This window comes from Massilia oculi, from assembly GCF_003143515.1.
In the GTDB taxonomy this organism is placed as follows: domain Bacteria; phylum Pseudomonadota; class Gammaproteobacteria; order Burkholderiales; family Burkholderiaceae_D; genus Telluria; species Telluria oculi.
Genome location: NZ_CP029343.1, coordinates 322,519 through 344,440, shown reverse-complemented (window position 1 = coordinate 344,440; position 21,922 = coordinate 322,519). Strand labels below are relative to the sequence as shown.

Here is a 21,922-nt window from a genome sequence, read left to right as displayed (position 1 = left end):
TGTCATGCCGCCACCGGCGCATGGGTCTGGAACTGGAGCGCCGCCAGGTTGGCGTACACGCCACGCAGCGCGATCAGCTCGGCGTGGGTGCCGGATTCGACGATCCGGCCCTCGTCCAGCACGACGATGCGGTCGGCGCGCTGCACCGTCGCCAGGCGGTGGGCGATGATGATGGTGGTGCGGCCGACCATCGCGGCTTCGAGCGCGCGCTGCACCAGGCGTTCGGACTCGGCGTCGAGCGCGCTGGTGGCTTCGTCCAGCAGCAGCAGCGGCGGGTTCTTGAGCAGGGCGCGCGCGATGGCGATGCGCTGGCGCTGGCCGCCCGACAGGCGCACCCCGCGCTCGCCCAGGAACGATGCATAGCCCTGCGGCAGGCGCTCGATGAAATCGTGGGCCGCGGCCATCTTCGCCGCCGCGATCACTTCGTCGTCGCTGGCGTCCGGGCGGCCGTAGCGGATGTTTTCCATGGCGTCGAGCGAGAAGATCACCGTGTCCTGCGGCACGATGCCGACCGCGCCGCGCAGCGACTGCAGCGCCAGGTCGCGCACGTCGACGCCGTCGAGGCGAATGCTGCCTGCCTGCGGATCGTAGAAGCGCAGCAGCAGCTGGAACAGGGTGGTCTTGCCGGCGCCGGAAGGACCGACCACGGCCACCGTCTCGCCGGGGCGGATGTCGAGCGCCAGGTGCGACAGGGCGGCTTCGTCCAGGCGCGACGGGTAGGCGAAGGTCACGTCGTCGAGCGTCACGCGGGCGCCGTTCTCGGTGCGCGCGGGAAGAAGCCTGGGCTGCAGCGGATCCTGGATCTCGGATTGCGCGCCGAGCAGCTCGAGCAGGCGTTCGGTGGCGCCGGCGGCGCGCTGGGCGTCGCCCATCACTTCCGACAGGGCGCCGACCGACCCCGCCACGATGCCGGCGTACAGGATGAACTGGCCCAAGTCGCCGCCGGTCATCGTTCCTTCGACGACGGCGTGCGCGCCGAGCCACAGCACGAACACGATGGCGCCGAACACCAGCACGATGGCCAGCATGGTGAGCGTGGCGCGGGCGCGGATGCGGCGCATGGCGGTGATGAAGGCGCCTTCGACCTCCTTGCCGAAGCGGCCGGATTCATGGCCTTCCCGGGTAAACGCCTGCACGGTCGGCATCGCGTTAAGGATCTCGCCGGCCACCGCCGAGGCGTCGGCGATGCGGTCCTGGGAGTCGCGCGAGAGCTTGCGCACGCGGCGGCCGAACAGCACGATCGGCAGCACCACCAGCACCAGCAGGCCCAGGATGATGGAGGTCAGGCGCGGGCTGGTCACGAACAGCATCACCAGGCCGCCGAAGAACAGCAGCGTATTGCGCAGCGCCAGCGAGATGCTGGTGCCGACCACGGTCTGGATCAGGGTGGTGTCGGTGGTCAGGCGCGACAGCACTTCGCCGGTGCGGGTGGTCTCGAAGAACTCGGGACTCTGGCGCACCACGTGGCCGTAGACCGCGCTGCGAATGTCGGCGGTGACGCGCTCGCCCAGCCAGGACACCATGTAGAAGCGCGCCGCGGTGGCCACCGCCAGCACCGCGGCCACGCCGAACAGGGCCAGGAAGGTGGCGTTGATGTGTTCCAGGCTGCCGCCTTCGACCGCGGCGCCGGCGGCCGCGGTCGCGCTGGCGGCGCCGAAGCCCAGGTCGATCATCTGCTTGAAGGCCGCCGGAATCGCCAGCGTGGCGCCGGCCGCGAACAGCAGGGCGATGCCGGCCAGCAGGAACTGGCGGCGGTAGGGACGCAGGAAGGGACTCAAGCCCCTGAGGGTGGCCAGGCTGCTCTTGCGGGATGGTTCCTGGTCGGTCTTGCTGGTGTTACGGGTGGTCATCGTGTTGTGGTGTGTCGGTCGTTCTTATTATCGTTATCGGTATTCAAAGCTTCATCGGTTGCACGTAGCCGGTCATCTCGAGGTAGCCGCGGCCCACCCGGCGGCCGTTCTGCTGGATCGTGACCGCGCCTTCCCAGTACACGGCGCCGGTCGAGCGGCGCGAATCGAGTTCCTGGTCCTGCTGCAGCGGCATCACCTGCCAGCTGTCGGTCCCCGTGGTGATCGTGGTCGCGATCGGATACGTGGCGCCGGTGCGCGGCGATTTCCAGTGCGTCTGCGGCGCGAATGCGATCTCCCCGGGGGCGTAGTGCACCACCTTGCCGGCCTTGTCGCGCCGGGTGGCGTGCGCCCACAGTTTACCACCTTGGCGGTCGCGGATCTGGAAAGCCATCAGGGCGCCGCCGTCGTCGAGGTTGGCGCCGACCCAGTCCCAGCCCACGGCGTCCGGCTGCAGCGCCTCGCTCGACCATTCGTGGTCGAGCCATGCGCTGCCGCTCACCTGGGTGGCCGCCATGCCGGCGCGGCCGACCGTGCCGGACACGTCGAGGTGCGGTTCGCTGTAGTAGTAACTCGCGTGCTGGGCGCTGGGGCCCTTGCGCGAATAGCCGCCCTGGCCCTGCACCAGCACCGGCTGCGTCGGCTTCAGGCGCAGTTCGAGCGTCAGCTGGTTGGAGCGGATGGTGACGCGGTAGACGCCGTTCGCGTCGCGGACCATGCGCCAGTCGTCCAGTTTCAGGTCGGTGTTGCCGGGCCGCGCCCAGGCCATGCTGAATCCCTCGCGCGCGCTGCGCTCGTCGTGCACCAGGCGGCCGACCTGCGGATCGGACAGGGCCGCGTGACCGATCACCAGCTGGCGCGGCGCGAAATGGCTAGGGTTGGCGTTGTCGGCGCCGGTGCGGCTGCGGAAGAAGGTGACCTGGAAGCCGAGCGGGCGCTGGTCGGGCGTCTCGACCCAGCCGGTGACGTACCACCACTCGGTGCGAAACTCCGGATGGGCGCCGTAGTCGCGCGGGAACGACAGCCCGGCGCCGGGGGTGACGGGCGCATACACGGGCGCCGCAGCATGGGCAGACAGCGACAACAACACCAGCAGGCACACAATAAAACGCATTACCAATCCTCTCTGACCGCGCGTACCGGGCCGCCGGACAATGCCTGGCGACCCGAGACGAGCGCGGTAGCAACCGATGCAATGACCAGCACCGCGGCCACGCTGCCGAGCAGGGGCCAGGGCAGGTGCAAGCCCATGGTCCAGTGGAAGGACTGCGGGTTGATCACGTACACCAGGATCAGGCTGATTACCAGCCCGAGCGCGAAACCGGCGACGACGCCGAGGCTTGTCAGCAGCCCGCCCTCGAAGGCGAGCAGCTGCAAGACCTGGCGCCGGGTGACGCCGACGTGGCGCAGCATACCGAATTCTCGCGCCCTTGCCAAAGTCTGGGCCGAAAAACTCGCCGCGATGCCCGACAGGCCGATGGCGATCGCGATCGCCTCGAGCAGATAAGTGACGGCGAAACTGCGGTCGAAGATCCTGAGGCTCGCGGCGCGGATGTCGCCGGGCCGCATCAGGGTCAGCGACGCGCCGAACGGCAGCGCGCGCAGGCTGCCTTCCAGCATCGCGGCGTCCGCGCCGCGCGTGGTCCACAGGGCGGCGTCGGTGACCTCGCGCTCGCCCGTCAGCCGCCGGTAGTCCTCCAGCTGGATCACGACCGAGCCGCCCTGGTTGGCGTAGTCGCGCCAGGCGCCGGCGACGAAGAACTCCACCTGCGCGCCGCCCAGGGGCAGGGCCAGGCGCTGTCCGACGCGGGCGCCATACAGGTCGAGCATCGCTTCCGACACCCAGGCCGGGCGGGCGCCGGACGGGATCGTCGCGCTCTCTCCGACCAGGTACAGCAGCCGTGCCGGATCGCTGGCGTCGATGTCGCGGGCGATGACGACGATCGGCGGTCGTTCGGGCGACAGTGACACGCGCCGGGTGCGCAGGAACTGGACCTTCTCGACGCCGGGCAGGCTGGCCAGCGCGGCCTGCTGCTCGCCGCTCAGGTAGCCGGTGCCGCCGGCATCGACCGTGCGTACGTACAGGTCGGCCGGCAGGATGTGGCCCATCCAGTCGTCCACCGAGACCCGGAAACTCGACACCATGATCCCATCGCCACCATCAGGCTGAAGCTGGCCAGGATGCCGCCCAGGGCGATCGAGGCCTGGCCCGGCGCATTGGCCAGGCGCGCCAGCGACAGCGCGAGCACCGCCGGACTGCGCTCGCTGCGCGCGAGAACGGCTTCGAGCGCGCGGAAGGTCAGCGCCGCGAAGCGCGGCATCAGGCCGATCCCGCCCACCAGCAGCAGGGCGATGGCCAGATAGCCGAACAGCGGCAGCTCGAGCACCGGCGGCGCGAGGGAGAATGCGGCGGCCAGCGCCAGGCACATGAAGGAGGGCCAGACCCGCGCCAGGCGCGCGAGCGGCGCTTCGTCGGCCCCGGACTTGATGGCCACCGCCGGCCGTGCGCGCGCCGCCTCCCAGGCCGGCGCCAGGCAGCCGAGCAGCGCCACGCCCAGGCCCAGCGCGAAGAACACGATGGCGGCGCCGGGCGTGAACGCGACCTGCGGCTTGACGCCGGGGAAGTAGCCGGCGCCCAAGTCTCCGCCGAAGAAGTGCAGCGCGGCGGCCGCCAGCGCATAGCCGGCGCCGATGCCGAGCAGCGCGCCGAGCACGCCCAGGCAGCCCCCTTCGAGCAGCACCTGGCGCAGCAGCTGTCCTCGTTCGAGGCCCAGCACCCGCAGCAGCGCGAACTGGCTGCGGCGGCGCATCACCGACAGCGCCTGCGTCGAAAACACGAGGAAGGCGCCGGTAAACAGCGCCACCAGCGCCAGCACCGTCAGGTTGACGCGGTAGGCGCGGCTCATGTTCGCGGTGCGGCTTTCCTGGTCGGCATCGTTCGGCTGGCCCACCGTGAAGCGGCCCGGCCAGGTGCGATCGAGCTGGGCGGCGAGATTGCGCTGGAAGGCGGCGCGGTCGACGCCGTCGCGCAGCTTGAGGTCGACCCGCGACAGCTGGCCCAGGCGGTTGAGACGCCACTGGGCGGCGCCGATGTCCATTACCGCCAGGCGCTGGCCGGCGCGGGCGCGCAGGATCGGTCCGGCCACGCGCAGGGCGACTTCGCCGGTGCCGGCGCGCAGCACCACGGTGTCGCCGCGCCGTTTACCCAGCCAGGCCTCGGCCGCCGGCGACAGGAACAATGCGTCGTCGGCCAGGATGTCGAGCCGGCGGCCTTCGCCCGTCACGCCGAGCAGGTCGGGCGAGATGGCGCCGGCGCGAAACGGGTCGATGCCGACGATGCGCAGCGGACCGTCGGCCCCCGGCACGCCGGCCTGGACGTCGAGGATGGGCGAGGCCAGCGCCACGGCGGGATGTTCGGCCAGGAAGGGGTAGACGGATTCGTCGAACAGCGGCTCACGACCCTCTACCCGTATGTCGGCCTGGCCCGACAGGCTCTTGACGGCGGCCGAGAATTCGTTGAAGGCGGCTGCGTTGATCAGGTGGATGGCGAAGCCCATCGCCACCCCGACGGCGATCGCCGCGATGGCGACCAGCGCCCGCACCGGATGCGCGCGCCACTCGCCCGCCAGCTGCCAGCGCGACAGCTGGCTCAGGCCGGGCATTCCACCGCCAGCGTCTCGATCTGGCGCCGCACCTTGATCCGCGCCGCCTCCCTGGCGTCGCCGCGCGTGCGCGCCAGGTCTTCCTCGAGCCACTGGCGCTGCAGGCGCAGCTTGTCGCAGCGCTTGCGCAGGGCGAGCGCCGCGCGCCGGGCGCGTTCGCCGTCGCGCTCCTCGCGCAGCGTCTGCCCGGCGCGCTCCTTGTCGATCTCGAGGACCATGTCGCGCGCGCGGGCCATGCGCGCCTGCGTCTCGGGGTCGGGCGGTGGCGCGGCGCGCAGCGCCAGTTCGGCGCCGAGGGCAGGCTGGGGCAGGGACGGTCGGCGTAGGTCACGCGGCCGCCCTCGTGGCATTTGTAGACAGCGCCCGCGGCCTGCGCCTGGCACAGGATGCAGGCCGTGACGATCGCAAACAAACGGTGCATGCGTGGCTCCCGGTCATAGTATCTTCCCGGGATTCATGATGCCGAGCGGGTCGAGCGCGGCTTTGATGGCGCGCATCATGCCGAGTTCGACCGGCGACTTGTAGCGCGCCAGTTCCTCGCGCTTGAGCATGCCGATGCCGTGCTCGGCCGAGATCGAGCCGCCGCAATCGGCCACCAGGTCGTGCACGATGCGGTTCACGGCCGCCTGGTGCGTCAGGAAGGCGTCGTGCGACTCCCCGGCCGACGGCGCCACGTTGTAGTGCAGGTTGCCGTCTCCCAGGTGGCCGAAGGTCACCGGCTGGCAGCCGGGAAACGCCTGCTGCAGCGCGGCGTCGGCGCGGGCGATGAAGTCGGGGATGCGCGACACCGCCAGCGAAATATCGTGCTTGATGTTCTTGCCGGCCGCCGCCTGCGCCAGCGGGATGTGTTCGCGCAGCCGCCACAGGTCCAGGGCCTGCCTGTTCGAGGTGGCCACCACGGCGTCGCGGCCGACGCCGGCCTCCAGCGCGTCGACCATGCTCGATTCCAGCAGCGCGTGGGCGTGTTCATCCGATTCATTGCTCGAGAGCTCGGCCAGGGCGTACTGCGGGTACCCATCCGCGAACGGCCGCGGCAGGTCGGGAAACTGCTTCGCGACCAGGTCCAGGCAGAACGCGGACATCAGCTCGAAGCCGGTCAGCGCGGCCCCGCAGCGCGCCTGCAGCAGGCCGAGCAGGAGGACGGCCTGGCGCGGCGAATCGAGGGCGACCAGGGCGGTGAGCGCGGCGCGCGGCGCCGGATACAATTTCAGCACCGCCGCCGTGATCACGCCCAGCGTGCCTTCGGCGCCGATGAAGAGCTCGCGCAGCGCGTAGCCGGTATTGTCCTTGCGCAGGCCGCGCAAGCCATCCCAGACCTCGCCCTGGGCATTGACGACTTCCAGGCCCAGGCACAGCTCGCGGGTATTGCCGTAGCGCAGGACAGCGGTGCCGCCGGCATTGGTCGACAGGTTGCCGCCGATCGTGCAACTGCCTTCGGCCGCCAGCGACAGCGGATACAGCATCCCGGCCTCGCTGGCCGCGGCCTGCACGTCGGCCAGGATGCAGCCGGCCTCGACCGTCATGGTGCGGTTCAGGGGATCGACGGCGCGGATGCGGTTCAGGCGCCGCAGCGACAGCACGATGGCCGCTCCCGAGTCGTCGGGGACGCTGCCCATGACCAGGCCGGTGCGGCCCCCTTGCGGAACGATGGGGACGCGCGCCGCTGCGCAGGCGGCGACGATGGCGGCCACCTGCGCGGTATCGAGAGGCAGGACCACCGCCAGGCCGCGTCCGCTGTAGCGGCCGCGCCAGTCGGCCATGAACGGGGCCATCGTTGCCTCGTCGGTGATCACGTGGGCGTCGCCGACGATCGCGCGGCAGCGCGCCAGCAGGTCATCGACATGAGTGTCATCGACATGCGCGTCAGCCATGCGGTACTTTGACCTTGTCCAGCAATTCCTTGGCCAGGCGCTGTGCTTCCTTCTTGTAGGGGCGCAGGTAGAGCAGGGCGCAGAAGTAATACACCACGACCAGGGCGATCTCGCCGATGGCCATCTGGCGCGAGGCCGCGCTCTGGTCGGCCCAGGCGCGCACGACGCCTTCGGCAAAATAGATCAGGATCAACATCGACGACCACTGCAGGGTGTACAGGTCGCGTTTGATGACGCCGCGCAGCGGCAACAACAGGGGCAAAGCCTTCAGGGCCAGCAGCCAGCTGCCGGGCTGCAGGGGCGCCACATAGGCTTCCCAGGCGACCAGCCAGCCGATCAGCCAGATCAGGCTGGCGATCGCCCCCATGTGAAAGACTTTTTTCCCTGTTCCCATCAGCGGCTTCCCTGCAGTTTCAGGGCCGCCTCTGCCAGGCGGCGACCGAGCGCAATCGCCAGCGTACGCTCTTCTTCGGTGACGGGGCGCTTGCCATCGACGCCGGCCCAGTGGGTCGCGCCGTAGGGGCTGCCGCCGCTGGCGGTGTTCATCAGTTCGGGATGGGTATAGGGCAGGCCCATCACCATCATCCCGTGGTGCAGCAAGGGAATCATCATCGACAGCAGGGTCGCCTCCTGGCCGCCGTGCAGGCTGCCGGTGGAGGCGAACACCACGGCCGGCTTGCCGGACAGCGACCCATTGACCCATTCGGTCGCGGTACCGTCGAGGAAGTATTTCATGCTCGCGGCCATATTGCCGAAGCGCGTAGGCGAGCCCAGCGCCAGGCCGCGACACTCGCGCAAGTCGTCCAGTTCGACGTAGGGCGAGCCCTGGTCGGGAATCCCGGGCGCGGTCGCTTCAGCCACCGACGAGACCGGCGGCACGGTGCGCAGCCGGGCTTCGGCCCCCGGCACGCTGTCGATGCCCTGGGCAATCAGCTCGGCCAGCTTGCGCGTGGCGCCATGGCGCGAATAGTAGAGGACGAGGATGCTCAGAGGGGTCGTGTTCATCCTTGGTATTATAGTGCGGTTTGTTGAAATAACATGTTTGCGACAATGACGAATACGGTGAATCCAACACCATGCTGAACAAGACGGTAGAAGGGTTGTCGCGTGCCGGCGGCGAGTTCGTCAATGGCAGCGACGAGCGCGGCCTGACCTGGCCGGAAGCACGGGACCTGGTGCGCTTCGCCGTGCGCCGCCTGGGCGAAGAGCGCCTGCCGCAGGTGGCGGGCAGCCTGACCTTCACCACCACCCTGGCCATGGTGCCGCTGCTGACCATCGTGCTGGCCATCTTCACGATGTTCCCGGCCTTCGGCCAGGTGCGCGAGATGATCGACGCCTGGTTCGTGCAAAACCTGATGCCCAAGGCGATCGCCAGCACCATCAGCGGCAACCTGACCCAGTTCGCCGACAAGGCCAAGGGCCTGTCGGCCCTGGGCGCGGTGGCGCTGCTGTTCACCACCGCCGCCACGATGAGCCTGATCGAGCGCGTGTTCAACCAGATCTGGAGCGTGCGCCAGCCGCGCCCGCTCCCCCAGCGCCTGCTGGTCTACTGGGCCTTGCTGACCCTGGGTCCGCTGCTGTTCGGCCTGTCGATCAGCTTCACCTCGCAACTGGTCGACGTGACCGGCGGCCTGGAGCGCGATGCGTCCCTGCTCGGCACCCTGTTCTTCACCCTGGCCTCTGTGGCGGTCACAACCGCCGGCTACACCTTGCTGTACGTCGTGGTTCCCAACCGCATGGTGGCCTGGCGCGACGCCTTCTGGGGCGCGCTGGCGGCGGCGATCGCCTTCGAGATCGCCAAGCGCGGCTTCGGCCTGTTCATCCGCCAGTTCCCGACCTACGCCATCATCTATGGCGCGCTGGCGGCGTTGCCTTTGTTCCTGGTCTGGATCTATGTGACCTGGATGATCACGCTGGTCGGCGCGGTATTGACGGCGGCGCTGCCGGTGGTCAAGCACGAGCGCTGGTGGTACCAGCCGGCGCCGGGCGGCGCCTTCGTCGACGCGATGTCGGTGCTCAAGGTGTTGTACGGCAGCGCCAGGTTAAGCGGCAATGCGCTGGTGGCCGGCAGCACGATCCGCGATCACACCCGGATCGGCTACGACGAGATGGGGCGCCTGCTGGACCGCATGGTGGCCGAGGGCTGGGTCGGCCGGGTGCAGGACGAAGCCCCGGCGCGGGTCGGCTGGCATTTCCACCGCCGCGGCAGCCAGGAGAACTGGGTGTTGCTGGCCGATCCGGCAAGCTTGCGCCTGGCCGACGTCTACCGGCTGTTCGTGTTCGATTGCGCGGCGGCCGAGACGATGCAGCGCGAAGACGGTGTTGCGGACACGCCGCTGGCGCTGGACGTCGGCGACCTGGCGCGCCAGGTCGAGGAGGCGGTCGAGGCGGGGCTGGACCAGACGCTGGCGGCGCACTTCGGCGATCCCGAAGTAGCCGTGATGGCGGACATCGAGGCGCGCGCCGCCAACTGAGCCTGCCGGCCCTGCATGGCCACGCGACTGGCGATGGGTTGACCCAGGCGGTGTTTCGGCGTGCCGGACCAGCGTAGCCAAGGTCGACCTGGGCGAGAAGCCGTTGTTCGACCCGCCTCCCGCGTTCCAGATGATGGGCTTGGTCGGAGCCTGCAACACGACCAACCCGGCCGAAGCCCGCTCTGCCGTCGCTGGACGGGGCATCCAGGCAATGTCCATACCAGGCCAGCCGTCTTTTCCCGCCGTCGAGCGATCAGACCAAGCGGCCTCAGCCTTTCGACTGAGCCTCGTGCGCTTCTCGGGTGAAGCGAAGCAGGGCGTCGAGCACCGCGTTCGGCGCTTCGTTCATCATCGCGTGGCCGGCGTCCACGCCGATGACCCCGGCATGCGCGATCACGCCGGTCAGCAACTGCGCCGAGCGCGGCGGCGTCATCATGTCCTTCTTGCCCTGCACGAACAGCGTCGGGCAGGCAATCGAGGCGGCCGCGGCTTCGCCGTTGGCATAGGCGTTGCAGGCGGCGAAATCCGTGTGCAACAGGCCATCGGCGCCGCGCGCCGACATGCGTTGCATCAGGCGTCGCGCCGTATTGATCACCGAGGCCCCCGGGCCCGCGGTCGAGGGGCCGGGCAGCCACGAGGCATGCGACCAGGCGGCAACCATCTCGATGGCCGCGTCCTCTTCGCTGCGCGCGGCTTCCAGCAGCGTGTCCGACACCCGCATCGGGTAGGTGGCGCCCAGCAGGGCCAGTCCGCTCACCCGCTGCGGCGCGAGGTGGGCCGCCTCCAGGGCGATGAGCGAGCCCATGCTGTGCCCGACGAGCAGGGCGCGACCGGCGCCGGCCGCATCGAGCAAGGCGAGCAGCCAGGCGGCCATGGCCTCGACCGAGGTCAGGGGCGCGCCGCCGCTCCTGCCATGGCCGGGCAGGTCCGGCGCCAGCACCGCGTAGCCGCGATGGGCCAGGGCGCGGCTCTGCAGGGCCCAGACGGAATGGTCGTTCTGCGCGCCGTGGATCGGCACGATGACCGGCAGCGCGGGATCGAAGGCCTTGCCGCCGGTGTAGCAATACGCCTGATGCGAATGAACGGTCAGCAGCATCGTCACGCTCCCTTGGCGGCCTGCTTCAGGCCTCGCTTGAGGTCGTCGATCAGGTCGTCCGGGTCTTCCAGCCCGACCGACAGGCGGAGCAGGCCCTCGGTGACGCCGCTGGCCGCAAGGTGCTGGGCCGGCACCCTGAAATGGGTGGTCGACGCGGGATGGATGACGAGCGACTTCGCGTCGCCCACGTTCGCCAGATGCGAGAACACCTGCAAACCGTCGGCAAATCGGCGCCCGGCCGCGCGGTCGCCTTTCAGCTCGAAGCTGAAGACGGCGCCGCAGCCTTTCGGCAGTAGGCGCTGCGCCAGCGCATGGTCGGGGTGCGATTCCAGCTCCGGATAGGACACCGACGCCACCATCGGCTGCGCGGCGAGGAACTCGACCACGCGCCGGGTGTTGGCGACGTGGCGCTCCATGCGCAGGCCGAGCGTCTCGATGCCCTGCAGGATGGCGAAGGCGTTGTGCGGGCTCATGCTTGCTCCGAAGTCGCGCAAGCCTTCGCGCCGCGCGCGCAGGGCGAAGGCGCCGACGGTCGATTCCTCGCTGAACACCATGCCATGGAAGCCGTCATACGGCTCGCACAGGGTGGCGAAGCGCCCGCTGCGCTCGTGCGCCGCCTGCCAGTCGAAGGTGCCGCCGTCGACCAGCAGGCCGCCGATGGCGGTGCCATGGCCGCACAGGAATTTGGTGGCCGAGTGGAACAGCAGGTCGGCGCCCAGGTCGAAGGGACGTTGCAGGTACGGTGTGGTGAAGGTCGCGTCGACCATCAGCGGCAGGTCGTGCGCGTGCGCGAGTCCCGCGATGGCCGGGATGTCGAGCACGTCGAGCCCCGGATTGCCCAGCGTTTCGCCGAACAGCAGCCTAGTCGATGGCCGGATCGCGGCGCGCCAGGCATCGAGGTCGCGCGGATCGACGAAGGTGGTCTCGACGCCGAACCTGCGCAGGGTATGGGCCAGCAGGTTGTGCGAGCCGCCGTACAGGGCGCGCGAGGTCACGATATGGTCGCCGGCGCCCACCAGCGTGCTCAACCCCAGGTGCATCGCCGCCTGGCCGCTGGCGGTGGCGATGCCGGCCACGCCGCCTTCGAGCGCCGCGATGCGTTCTTCCAGCACCGCATTGGTCGGATTCGAGATGCGCGAATACACATGGCCGGCCTGCTCCATATTGAAGAGCGCCGCGCCGTGCCCGGCATCGTGGAAAGCGAACGAGGACGTGAAATGGATCGGCGTGGCGCGCGCGCCGGTGGTGGGATCGGGGGCGCCGCCCGCGTGCAGGGACAGGGTGTCGAAACCGGGAGGTCGGGGAGCGCTCATGCTGGACCGATTGTGAGTGAGGATGGCGCATCCTAGCAGTTATGGGTCTTTGCGCAATCTGCGCTGCACCATCGATGAACGTCGCGCGCACCATGATGCAGCGCAACGCTGGATTTTTTGGCGGGCATAGGCTACAGTCGGTGTTATGCCTTATACAAATCTATCCAGTATCAGCAATATTGACGAAGCGGGGGTGGCGAACATGAAAGTTTCGGAAATCCTGCAAGTGAAGGGCAATATCCTGTACACCGTGACGCCCGACCAGCCGCTGGTCGACGCGGTGACCACGATGTCCGAGAACGATATCGGTTCGCTGGTGGTGATGGAGTACGGCGACCTGGTCGGCATGCTGACCTTCCGCGAAGTGCTCAATGCGCTGCACGCGAACGGCGGCTCGGTCGGTTCCGGCACCGTGCGCCGCCACATGAACGACAGCCCGATCACCGTGACGCCGGACACCGAGGTCAATGAGGTGCGCCGTATCATGCTCGAAAAGCACGCGCGCTACCTGCCGGTGATGGATGCCCGCACCCTGCTAGGCGTGATCTCGTTCTACGACGTCGCGCGCGCCGTGCTGGAAGCGCAAAGCTTCGAGAATCGCATGCTCAAGGCGTATATCCGGGATTGGCCCGCCGAGCAGAACGCGCCGGACTAAGTACCGCAAGGTTAACGGCCTTGCCGCCAACCCGACGGGGTCATGCCAGGGTCACGCCGCGCGCGTCATCGGATTCCCCGCCAGCCACTCCAGCAGACCTTCCGGCGACAGCGGCCGCGCATACAGGAAGCCCTGCGCCAGCGGGCAGCCGAGCTGGCGCAGGATCTGCGCCTGCCGTTCGTCCTCGACCCCTTCGGCGATCACCGACAAGCCCAGGTTGCGGCCCAGCTGCACCACCATCTGCGCGATGCTGCTGCCGCGCGCCGATCCCGTGATCTCGGTGACGAAGGTGCGGTCGATCTTGAGCCGGTCCACCTGCAGCCGCTGCAGATGCGAGAGCGACGAGAAGCCGGTGCCGAAATCGTCGATCGCGATCGACACGCCGGTGCGCTTGACCTGGGCCAGCTTCTCGACCAGCAGCGCCGGTTCTTCCATCGCCATCGATTCCGTGATTTCCAGCTCGATGTAGTCGGGCGGCGCGCCAGTGTCGGCCAGCGCGCGTTGCAGCATGTCGACGAAGTGCGGATGCCGGAACTGCACCTGCGAGACGTTCACCGACATCGTGAAGTCGCGGTGGTCCGCCGCGCGCAGGCGCATCAGTTCGGCGCAGGCCTGGCGCAGCACCCATTCGCCGATCTCGACGATCAGGCCCGAGTATTCGGCGATCGGGATGAAGCGGTCGGGCGGCACCAGCCGGCCGTCGTCCAGGCGCCAGCGCAGCAGCGCCTCGGCGCCGAACGGGCGATTGGTGGCCAGGTCGACCTGCGGTTGATAGTGCAGGAACAGCTGGCCGCGCTGGAAGCCGCTGCGCAGCGCGTGCATCATGCGCACCCGCTCGCGGATCTCGACGCCCATGCTGCGCGAAAAATAGAAGTGGCCGGCGCGCTGCTGCGACTTGGCGCGCTTGAGCGCGATGTCGGCATCCTTCAGGGCGTCGGCGCCGCTGCCGTCGTGCTCGACCAGGCGCACCAGGCCGAGCGTGCTTGACACCAGCACGTCCTGGCCGTCGATGCGGAACGATTCGCGGAACAGGGCCTGGATCTGGGCCGGCTGCAACGCATCGGTCTCGCCCAGCAGGCAGAAGATGTCGCCGCCGATGCGCCCGATCTCCAGGCCAGGGGCCAGGCGCGACTTCAGGCGCTGGCCGACCGCGACCAGCAGCAGGTCGCCGAAATGGTGGCCGAGGGCGTCGTTGGTTTCCGAAAAGTGGTCGAGATCGACCAGGGCCAGCACCGATCCGGCGCGGCGCGGATTGGCCAGGGTGGCGTCGAGCAGCTCGATCATGCGGGTGCGGTTCGGCAGGCCGGTGAGCGGATCGTGGAAGGCCGACTTGTTCAGGCTGGTGACCAGCTCGCAGTTGTCGAGGCATACCGCGACCATGCCGCAGAACACCTTCAGCAGGCGCCGCTCCACCTCGTCGATCGGACGCTCGAGCGGGATGCAGGCCACGAAATCGCGTCCTGCCTTCCCCGGGAAGTACATGTTCAGCAGGCCGTCCTCGGCGCCGCACTGGCGCTGGAGCAGGGTGCGCTCGGCGGCGACCGCGAAATGGCCGCTCAACTCACGGCCGTCGAGGTTGCGGCAGGCGCCGGCGGCGGCCACCGCGCGCAGGGTCTCGGGGCGGCCATGGCCGCTGTCGCGGGTGCACAGCACGCCCTCGGGCGGCTGGCCAACCAGGCGCCCGGCCTGGGCCAGGATGCCGGCCGCCACGTCGCGCACGCCGTGCAGTGCCATCAGCTCGGCACAGGCCGCGACGATGCGCTCCATGCCGATGCGGTTGGCCTCGAGCGCGCGGATCTGCTGGTAGGAGCGGATCGCGGCCGCCACCGTCGTATACAGCTTGGTGCGGGTCAGCTCGGACTTGGTGCGGTAATCGTTGATGTCGTAGCCGCGGATGGCTTCCATCTCGGGCGCATAGCCGGGCTGGCCGGTACGCAGGATGATGCGCACGTCGTGCAGGCCCAGTTCGTCGCGGATGCGGCGCACCAGCAGCAGGCCGGCGTCGGCGCGTTCCATCACCACGTCCAGCAGGACGACGGCGATATCCGGTTGATGCGCCAGCAGCGCGAAGGCTTCGCTGGCGGAGTAAGCGTGCAGGAAGACCAGCTGGCGGCCCTGCATCTCGACGTTGCCGAGGGCGAAGGTAGTGGTCGAATGCACGTCGGCATCGTCATCGACCACCAGGATCCGCCATGCGGGACTCGGGGATGCGGCGGCGGCGGCTTCGTCGGCAAAGACGAGGTCGTCAATAACGCTGTCATCCTTCAGTGGTCCTGAGGGCGTAATCGATGCTGGCATGTGCTACGTCTCCAGGTTGGCTCGGCATGGATAACTTCAGTATATATGCAATTGTAAAAAGGCAAGGGTACGAACTGGCTGGTCAATGAAAAATATATCCTTATGGAAACATATTTGCGACAGTCGCTCGTGCGATGTTCGTTTCTGCTTGCCAGACGGCCTGTTAAAATGGTAATTCGATCAATCCGAACTCATCACTCCCATGTCCGGCAATACATTTGGCAAGCTGTTTTCCGTCACCACCTTCGGCGAATCGCATGGTCCCGCGATCGGCTGCGTCATCGACGGCTGCCCGCCCGGCATGACCCTCTCCGAGGCCGACATCCAGCCCGAGCTGGATCGCCGCAAGCCCGGCACCTCGCGCCACGTCACCCAGCGCCAGGAGGCGGACCGGGTCGAGATCCTGTCCGGGGTCTACCAGGGCGTCACTACCGGCTCCCCGATCGCGCTGCTGATCCGCAACGAAGACCAGCGCAGCAAGGACTACGGCAATATCGCCGACAGCTTCCGCCCCGGCCATGCGGACTATACCTATTGGCATAAATACGGCGTACGCGACCCGCGCGGCGGCGGCCGTTCGTCGGCGCGCCTGACCGCGCCGGTGGTCGGCGCCGGCGCCGTCGCCAGGAAGTGGCTGCGCGAGAAGTACGGCACCGAGCTCATGGGTTATATGAGCGCGCTGGGCGATATCGCCGTGCCCTTCGAGGGCTGGGAACACGTGCACGCCAATCCCTTCTTCGCCGCCACCGGCGACGCGGCCCTGCTGCAGCGCATGGAGGAGACGATGGACCAGCTGCGCCGCGACGGCGATTCGATCGGCGCGCGCATCGACGTGGTGGCGCGCGGCGTGCCGGTCGGCCTGGGCCAGCCGATCTACGACAAGCTCGACGCCGACATCGCCTACGCGATGATGGGGATTAACGCGGTCAAGGGCGTGGAAATCGGCGCCGGCTTCGCCTCGGTGGCGCAGCGCGGCTCGGAGCATGGCGACGAGCTGACCCTCGAGGGCTTCGTCGGCAACCATGCGGGCGGTGTGCTGGGCGGGATCTCGACCGGCCAGGACATCACGGTGTCGCTGGCGATCAAGCCGACCTCCTCGATCCGCGTGCCGCGCCGCTCGATCGACAAGGCCGGCAATCCGGCGACGGTCGAGACCTTCGGCCGCCACGACCCCTGCGTGGGCATCCGGGCGACGCCGATCGCGGAAGCGATGCTGGCGCTGGTGCTGATCGATCACGCGCTGATGAACCGGGCGCAGTGCGGTGACGTGCAGGTTGCGACGCCAAAGTTGAAATAAGGCGGGATGGACGTGGGGTGGACGGCCGTCCACCCCACCGTGGCCCGACTGTGCTCAAACGCGGGTAGCGATCGCTTCCGTCTGATGCCGCCGCTCCACCGTGCGCACCACCAGCGCGCGCAGGTCGTTCAGCAGCGAGAACTCGGTCTGGCTCAGGACCACCTGCGGGAAGGTGCCGTCCCAGTCGCCATAGATGAAGCCCGCCGGCTGGCCGTGGGCGGTCAAGGGGATGATCACGAAGCAGTGCGCCTCGGCCAGCGTGCCTTTCCACCAGCCAGGCAGCTTGGTCGCGAACTTGGCGTCGTGCGCGTTCTCGATGAAGATCACGCGGTCGCTGCCCAGCGCCGCATGGAACACGTCCGGCTCGTAGGCGTCGTCGAACGCCAGGTTCGGCAGCATCGCCTTGACGTCCTCGCCCAGTCCCAGGCGCGCCGCATAGCGGCCTTCGCGCCGATTCCGGAGAAAAGCGAACGAGCGGGTGAACGACAGGCCCTTGTGCATCGTCTCGAGGGCCATCGAGATCATCTGGCCGGCGGTGGCGTTGGCGCCGGCGTCGCGCATGTCGGCCACGCCGCTCATCAGGATCTTGTTGCCCGCAATGCGCTTCGTGGTGGCGGCGGCCTGTTGCGCGCGTTTTTCGGCCGGCTTGGCCAGCGGCGCGATCGACAGGTCGGACGCCGCTTCCACCTTGGCCTTGTCGATCGAGGCCAGGATGCCGCTCGCCGGCAGGCCCAGCATCGGCGCGAAGCTTTCGGCCAGTTGCGCGACCTTCCCGGCGCTTGCCGCGTCGTCGGCCCACAGGGCGGCGGCGGCCTGGGTCGACATGCTGCCGAGCGCCGCCAGCCAGTCCTCGTGGGCGAAGCCCTCGAAGCGCTCGCCCGGCTCGACCCGGCGCATGCCGGCCACCAGGTTGCGCGGCAGGCCCCAGTGGGAGGCGGTGGCGCGGCCGACTTCTTCCAGCGACAGGCCGAGCACCTCGTGGGCCGCGCTCTCTTCGCGGCCTTCGCCGGCGGCCTCGCGCATCCTGGCCCAGCGCTCCGGCATGTAGAAGGTCAGCATCATGCGGCCCAGCGAGTGCAGGATCGAGCACACCACGGCTTCTTCCGGGTCGCGCGAGCGGGCGTCGGCCGCCAGCTGCTGCGCCACCATCCCGGCCAGTACCGCCTTTTCCATCTCGACGTGGGCGGCCTCGGTGTCCGGGCTGCTGCGGCTCAGTTCCTCGATCAGCTTGAGGCCCAGCGCCAGGTGGCCGATCGACTCGGTGCCCAGCACGAGGACGGCCTTGGAGATGGTGTTGACGTGCTGGCCGAAGGCCGCATACATGCTGCTGTTGGCCAGGCGCAGCACCTTCTGGGTCAGCACCGGATCGGACAGCACCGTCTGCGTCATCGAGAAGTCGCGCTCGTCCTCGCCCCGCATCGACGCCAGGATGGCGCTGATGGCCTTGGTGAAGCCCGGCATGTCGCCCTGGCGCCGGATGCGCTCCCACAGCAGGGCGAGGGTGGCTTGCGACTTCGCCGAGTGCGGGCTGGCGGCCGGCGCAGTGGCTGTGGTGCTGGCTTGTGTGATCATGATTTTCCTGTCCGGTGGTCGACCGGCAGAAGCGCGGTATAGAGATTTTCCTTGAGCGCCGTGACGGCCACGTTGGCCGGCATCGGTTTGCCCGTCAGGTAGCCCTGGACGTAATGGCAGCCCTGGTCGTCCAGCCAGGCCAGCTGCTCCTCGGTCTCGACGCCTTCGGCCACTACCGACAGGGAGAGGTGGCCGGCCAGGTCGAGTATCGCGTTGCAGATGGCCGCGTCCTTGGTCGACGCCGGCAAGTCCTTCACGAAGGCGCGGTCGATCTTGAGCACCGAGATCGGGAAGCGCTTGAGGTAGGCCAGCGACGAGTAGCCGGTGCCGAAATCGTCGATCGCGATGCGCGCATGGCGCTCCACCATGCGCGCCAGGATGTCTTCGGCATGCGCCGGATCGATCATCAGGGTGCCCTCGGTGATCTCGAGCACCAGCTGGCGGCCGTCGAGGCCCGACAGCGCCAGCGCGTCGTCCAGCACGGTCAGGAAACGGTCGCTGCGGAACTGGCGCGGGCTGATGTTCACCGAGATGTAGAGCTCGCGCCCTGCCACTTCCTGGAACTGGCGGACCTGCATGCAGGCCGCCTTCAGGGCCCAGGCCCCGAGCAGGTTGATCAGGCCGTTGTTCTCGGCGATCGGGATGAAGCGCGCCGGCGGCACCATGCCCAGGGTCGGATGCTTCCAGCGCATCAGCGTCTCGAAGCCCTCGATGACGCGGCTGCGGGCGTTCATGATCGGCTGGTAGTAGAGCAGGAATTCGCCCTCGCGCACCGCATTGAACATGGCCGCCTCGAGCGAGATGTCGTGTTGCGGCGGGCCCTGGTCGCCGGGGCTGTAGACCACGGCGCGGCCCTTGCCGGTTTCCTTGGCGCGCGACAGGGCGGCGTCGGCCAGCGTCACCAGGCGCACCTCGTCTTCGGCATGGTCCGGATAGACCGCCACGCCGATCGAGGCGCCCAGGTAGATCGTGTGGCCGCCGGCCTCGAATGGCGACTGCAGGGTGGCCATCAGGCGGCCCGTGACGAGCTTGATCTGCGGCTCGGTGAAGGTCCCCGGCAGCACCGCGACGAATTCGTCGCCGCCGACCCGGGCCAGGGTGTCGCTGTCGCGCAGGGTGCGGCGCAGGCGCACGGCGGCCATCTGCAGCACGGTGTCGCCCAGCGGGTGGCCCAGGCCGTCGTTGACCTTTTTAAAGCCGTCCAGGCCGATGGCGGCGACCGAGAAGCCGTGGCCCGAGCGGCGTGCGTTGGCGATCACCACCCGGATCCGGTCCGACAGAAGCACCCGGTTGGGCAGTTCGGTCAGGGCGTCGTGGGTCGCCATGTGGCGCAGGCGTTCTTCGGTTGCATGCTGGACCGACATGTCGCGGCCGATCACCAGCAGCGGCGCCTCGTCGCCGGTGGCCAGGCGCGCAATGCGTAACTCGAACCAGATGTCGCGCTCGCCGGAGCGGAACCGGGTCTCCACCAGCACCGCCTCGTTGCCGGCGGCGGCGCCGGCCAGCGCGTTGCGCAGCGCCGGCTGGTCGATCTCGTGCACCAGCGACACCAGCGAGCAGCCGGCCTCGAAGCCCGACAGACGTCCTGCACGCGTGCCGGCCGCATGGATCGCGCCATCCGGCGCGACGCGGAACACGGCGTCGCCGGCCGTCTCCAGCAAGCCGTCGAGCAGCGCCGCGGGCAGCACCGCCGCCTGCACGGGAGCGGCGGCCGGCTGGGGCGGGGGCACGGCGGAGGAACTGGTGAGCATGTTGTCCAGGAGCTTTCTTGCTTTATTGTTGCGGCACGGCCACGTCATGCCAATGTCACGTGTGAATCCGTGCAAGTCTACCAAACCAGGGATGACTCTAGCACTGAAAAATTCCGCAAAGCATTAGAAAGCACAAGCCATCCGTGATTTCATCCTTTGTTGAAGCTGAGGAGCCTGCTTGCCCGGCAAGCATGTTGGCGCTACCCTTCTTGTCGGACGGTCAAGATTGTCACGCTATATTGTCGCTTATTCTTGATTGTAACGACATAATTAACTGCAATTATGATGCCGCAATGCAACATTCTATCATGGCGGAGGGGCATTCGAGGAGGCATGATGGACAGATTCGCCACCCACCAGGTCGAGAACCAGGCGCCGGCTTTCACCGGCATCAACCTGTACGCCTGCGATCCGGCGCTGCAGGAAGCGTTGGCGCGCGAGGGCGGCGGCTGGGCGGCGGCGCAGCTCGAGACGCTGGGTGCGCGGCTCGGCAGCGCCGAGGTGCAGGAGCTGGCGCGCCTGGCCAATGTCCATGGCCCGCTGCTGGCGAGCTTCGACCGCGCCGGCCGCCGCATCGACGAGCCCGAATTCCATCCCGCCTGGCATGCCCTGATGACTATCATGATCGGCGCCGGCGCCCATAGCGCGCCCTGGAGCGATCCGCGCCCCGGCGCCCAGGTGGCGCGGGCGGCGCAATACCTGCTGTTCGGCCAGGCCGAGAACGGCGCCCAGTGCCCGGTGACGATGACCTATGCCGCGGTTCCGGCGCTGCGTCGCGCGCCTGGACTGGCGCAGGTGTGGCTGCCCAGGATCCTGTCGCGCGACTACGATCCCCGGCCCTTGCCGGTGGCGCACAAGCGCGGCGCCCTGGTCGGCATGGGCATGACCGAGAAGCAGGGCGGTTCCGACGTGCGCGCCAACACCACGCGCGCCACGCCGCTGGGCCCGGACGAACTGCAGCAAGAGGGTGAGGCGGGCGAGGGCGCCTGGCGCGTCGTCGGCCACAAATGGTTTTATTCGGTGCCGCAGGCCGATGCCCACCTGGTCCTGGCACGCTGCGATGGGGCGGGTGAAGGAGCGGGTGAAGGCGCGGATGAAGGCGCGGATGAAGGCGCGGGCGGCCTCGGCTGCTTCCTGGTGCCGCGTTTCCTGGCCGACGGCCGGCGCAACGCGGTGCGGGTCCAGCGCCTGAAGGACAAGCTGGGCAACCGCTCGAACGCCTCGTCCGAGGTCGAATTCTGCGGCGCGCTCGGCTGGCTGATCGGCGCCCCGGGGCGCGGGATCCCGACCATTCTCGAGATGGGCAGCCATACCCGTCTCGATTGCGTGCTGGGCAGCGCCGGCATCATGCGCGCCGCGCTGTGCCATGCACTGCACCACGCGCGCGGACGCCTGGCCTTCGGCCGCCCGCTGGTGGAGCAGCCCCTGATGCGGAACGTGCTGGCCGACCTGGCGCTGGAATCCGAGGCGGCCACCGCCTTCGCCCTGCGCCTGGCGCGCTGCTTCGACGAGGCGCAGGACCCGGCCCAGGCGCTGCTGGGGCGTATCCTGACGGCGGCCGGCAAGTACTGGATCTGCAAGCGCGGCCCCGGCTTCGGGGCCGAGGCGATGGAAGTCATGGGCGGCAACGGCTATGTCGAGGACGGCCCCTTGGCGCGCCTGTACCGCGAGCTGCCGGTCAATTCGATCTGGGAAGGATCGGGCAATGTGATGTGCCTGGACCTGCTGCGTGCGCTCGGCAAATCGCCGGAAGACGCGCGCGCGGCGCTGGCGGCCGAGCTGGCGCCCGCGGCAGAGCTGGACGCGCGCTTCGCGGACTACGTGGCGGCGCTGCTGGACGGGCTGGCGGCGCGCCTGCGCGACGAAGCCGGCGCGCGGGTGCTGGCCGAGCAGGTCGTGGTGGCGGTGCAGGCCGCGCTCCTGCTGCGCCACGCGCCGCCTTATGTTGGCGAGGCGTTCTTGCTCACGCGCATAGTGCAGCCGGTGGGCGGGGCCTACGGGCGGCTGCCCGCCGCTGTCGACCCGGAAGCGATCCTGGCGCGCGCGCTCGTGTCATGAAGTACATTTTTTTCACGTGCGGACCGGG

Annotated in this window: 15 protein-coding genes and 2 pseudogenes; 4 read left to right on the top strand and 13 right to left on the bottom strand. The window is 68.8% G+C overall.

Annotation, left to right across the window (positions count from 1 at the left end; all coding sequences use genetic code 11):
* Window positions 1-2 precede the first annotated feature (2 nt).
* The 8 genes and pseudogenes from DIR46_RS01495 to wrbA form a co-directional block, all read right to left on the bottom strand.
* Window positions 3-1,850 carry an ABC transporter transmembrane domain-containing protein gene (locus DIR46_RS01495; RefSeq protein WP_109343660.1) on the bottom strand — a complete coding sequence of 616 codons (1,848 nt, stop codon included), beginning with the start codon at window positions 1,848-1,850 and terminating at the stop codon, window positions 3-5.
* A 43-nt stretch (window positions 1,851-1,893) separates the two neighbouring features.
* Window positions 1,894-2,961, bottom strand: a complete 1,068-nt coding sequence (locus tag DIR46_RS01490; protein WP_109343659.1) for a lipocalin-like domain-containing protein — start codon at window positions 2,959-2,961, stop codon at window positions 1,894-1,896.
* A pseudogene (locus DIR46_RS01485) lies at window positions 2,961-5,509 on the bottom strand (FtsX-like permease family protein). Before DIR46_RS01485 ends, DIR46_RS01490 begins: the two are co-directional and overlap by 1 nt.
* Window positions 5,497-5,859, bottom strand: a complete 363-nt coding sequence (locus tag DIR46_RS01480; RefSeq protein WP_229446455.1) for a DUF4124 domain-containing protein — start codon at window positions 5,857-5,859, stop codon at window positions 5,497-5,499. The pseudogene DIR46_RS01485 and the gene DIR46_RS01480 overlap by 13 nt, the downstream one beginning before the upstream one ends.
* Window positions 5,856-5,930: pseudogene (locus DIR46_RS27835) on the bottom strand (DUF4124 domain-containing protein); the annotation flags it as partial. The pseudogene DIR46_RS27835 and the gene DIR46_RS01480, both read right to left, overlap by 4 nt.
* A gap of 13 nt (window positions 5,931-5,943) precedes the next feature.
* Complete coding sequence (locus tag DIR46_RS01475) at window positions 5,944-7,380, bottom strand: FAD-binding oxidoreductase (protein WP_109343658.1); 1,437 nt, start codon at window positions 7,378-7,380, stop codon at window positions 5,944-5,946.
* On the bottom strand, window positions 7,373-7,774 hold the full coding sequence (locus DIR46_RS01470; RefSeq protein ID WP_109343657.1) for a DUF2069 domain-containing protein: 402 nt from the start codon (window positions 7,772-7,774) through the stop codon (window positions 7,373-7,375). The genes DIR46_RS01475 and DIR46_RS01470 overlap by 8 nt, the downstream gene beginning before the upstream one ends.
* Window positions 7,774-8,385: an NAD(P)H:quinone oxidoreductase gene (gene wrbA / locus DIR46_RS01465; RefSeq protein WP_109343656.1), complete on the bottom strand. Its 612-nt coding sequence runs from the start codon at window positions 8,383-8,385 to the stop codon at window positions 7,774-7,776. The genes DIR46_RS01470 and wrbA overlap by 1 nt, the downstream gene beginning before the upstream one ends.
* A gap of 71 nt (window positions 8,386-8,456) precedes the next feature.
* Between wrbA and DIR46_RS01460 the strand changes: the two genes are divergently transcribed.
* Window positions 8,457-9,854, top strand: a complete 1,398-nt coding sequence (locus DIR46_RS01460; RefSeq protein ID WP_109343655.1) for a YihY family inner membrane protein — start codon at window positions 8,457-8,459, stop codon at window positions 9,852-9,854.
* A gap of 268 nt (window positions 9,855-10,122) precedes the next feature.
* Here DIR46_RS01460 and DIR46_RS01455 read toward each other — a convergent pair whose 3' ends face one another.
* Both DIR46_RS01455 and DIR46_RS01450 read right to left on the bottom strand, forming a co-directional pair.
* On the bottom strand, window positions 10,123-10,950 hold the full coding sequence (locus tag DIR46_RS01455; RefSeq protein ID WP_109343654.1) for an alpha/beta fold hydrolase: 828 nt from the start codon (window positions 10,948-10,950) through the stop codon (window positions 10,123-10,125).
* A gap of 2 nt (window positions 10,951-10,952) precedes the next feature.
* Window positions 10,953-12,263 (bottom strand): O-acetylhomoserine aminocarboxypropyltransferase, encoded by a 1,311-nt coding sequence (locus DIR46_RS01450; RefSeq protein WP_109343653.1) that lies wholly within the window; start codon window positions 12,261-12,263, stop codon window positions 10,953-10,955.
* 202 nt (window positions 12,264-12,465) lie between these two features.
* Between DIR46_RS01450 and DIR46_RS01445 the strand changes: the two genes are divergently transcribed.
* Complete coding sequence (locus DIR46_RS01445) at window positions 12,466-12,918, top strand: CBS domain-containing protein (RefSeq protein WP_109343652.1); 453 nt, start codon at window positions 12,466-12,468, stop codon at window positions 12,916-12,918.
* Between the two features lie 51 nt (window positions 12,919-12,969).
* On the opposite strand, the gene DIR46_RS01440 is transcribed toward DIR46_RS01445, so the two are convergent.
* Window positions 12,970-15,216, bottom strand: a complete 2,247-nt coding sequence (locus DIR46_RS01440) for a GGDEF/EAL domain-containing response regulator (RefSeq protein WP_109343651.1) — start codon at window positions 15,214-15,216, stop codon at window positions 12,970-12,972.
* Between the two features lie 202 nt (window positions 15,217-15,418).
* Between DIR46_RS01440 and aroC the strand changes: the two genes are divergently transcribed.
* The gene (gene aroC, locus DIR46_RS01435; RefSeq protein WP_109343650.1) at window positions 15,419-16,513 is read left to right on the top strand and encodes a chorismate synthase; all 1,095 of its coding nucleotides are present in this window, start codon (window positions 15,419-15,421) and stop codon (window positions 16,511-16,513) included.
* Between the two features lie 54 nt (window positions 16,514-16,567).
* Here aroC and DIR46_RS01430 read toward each other — a convergent pair whose 3' ends face one another.
* Together DIR46_RS01430 and DIR46_RS01425 are read right to left on the bottom strand one after the other, a co-directional pair.
* Window positions 16,568-18,085, bottom strand: a complete 1,518-nt coding sequence (locus DIR46_RS01430) for an HDOD domain-containing protein (RefSeq protein WP_109343649.1) — start codon at window positions 18,083-18,085, stop codon at window positions 16,568-16,570.
* Entirely contained in the window at window positions 18,082-19,836 is a 1,755-nt protein-coding gene (locus DIR46_RS01425; RefSeq protein ID WP_229446454.1) for a putative bifunctional diguanylate cyclase/phosphodiesterase, read from the bottom strand. The genes DIR46_RS01430 and DIR46_RS01425 overlap by 4 nt, the downstream gene beginning before the upstream one ends.
* A 336-nt stretch (window positions 19,837-20,172) precedes the next feature.
* On the opposite strand from DIR46_RS01425, the gene DIR46_RS01420 reads away from it, so the two are divergent.
* The gene (locus tag DIR46_RS01420) at window positions 20,173-21,894 is read left to right on the top strand and encodes an isovaleryl-CoA dehydrogenase (protein ID WP_109343647.1); all 1,722 of its coding nucleotides are present in this window, start codon (window positions 20,173-20,175) and stop codon (window positions 21,892-21,894) included.
* Window positions 21,895-21,922 lie beyond the last annotated feature (28 nt).

Coding starts and splice junctions, on each gene's coding strand:
- DIR46_RS01460 (WP_109343655.1), top strand. CDS start 8,457: ATGCTGAACAAGACGGTAGAAGGGTTGTCGCGTGCCGGCGGCGAGTTC.
- DIR46_RS01495 (WP_109343660.1), bottom strand. CDS start 1,850: ATGACCACCCGTAACACCAGCAAGACCGACCAGGAACCATCCCGCAAG.
- DIR46_RS01420 (WP_109343647.1), top strand. CDS start 20,173: ATGGACAGATTCGCCACCCACCAGGTCGAGAACCAGGCGCCGGCTTTC.
- DIR46_RS01445 (WP_109343652.1), top strand. CDS start 12,466: ATGAAAGTTTCGGAAATCCTGCAAGTGAAGGGCAATATCCTGTACACC.
- DIR46_RS01480 (WP_229446455.1), bottom strand. CDS start 5,859: ATGCCACGAGGGCGGCCGCGTGACCTACGCCGACCGTCCCTGCCCCAG.
- wrbA (WP_109343656.1), bottom strand. CDS start 8,385: ATGAACACGACCCCTCTGAGCATCCTCGTCCTCTACTATTCGCGCCAT.
- DIR46_RS01455 (WP_109343654.1), bottom strand. CDS start 10,950: ATGCTGCTGACCGTTCATTCGCATCAGGCGTATTGCTACACCGGCGGC.
- DIR46_RS01470 (WP_109343657.1), bottom strand. CDS start 7,774: ATGGGAACAGGGAAAAAAGTCTTTCACATGGGGGCGATCGCCAGCCTG.
- DIR46_RS01440 (WP_109343651.1), bottom strand. CDS start 15,216: ATGCCAGCATCGATTACGCCCTCAGGACCACTGAAGGATGACAGCGTT.
- aroC (WP_109343650.1), top strand. CDS start 15,419: ATGTCCGGCAATACATTTGGCAAGCTGTTTTCCGTCACCACCTTCGGC.
- DIR46_RS01425 (WP_229446454.1), bottom strand. CDS start 19,836: ATGCTCACCAGTTCCTCCGCCGTGCCCCCGCCCCAGCCGGCCGCCGCT.
- DIR46_RS01475 (WP_109343658.1), bottom strand. CDS start 7,380: ATGGCTGACGCGCATGTCGATGACACTCATGTCGATGACCTGCTGGCG.
- DIR46_RS01490 (WP_109343659.1), bottom strand. CDS start 2,961: ATGCGTTTTATTGTGTGCCTGCTGGTGTTGTTGTCGCTGTCTGCCCAT.
- DIR46_RS01430 (WP_109343649.1), bottom strand. CDS start 18,085: ATGATCACACAAGCCAGCACCACAGCCACTGCGCCGGCCGCCAGCCCG.
- DIR46_RS01450 (WP_109343653.1), bottom strand. CDS start 12,263: ATGAGCGCTCCCCGACCTCCCGGTTTCGACACCCTGTCCCTGCACGCG.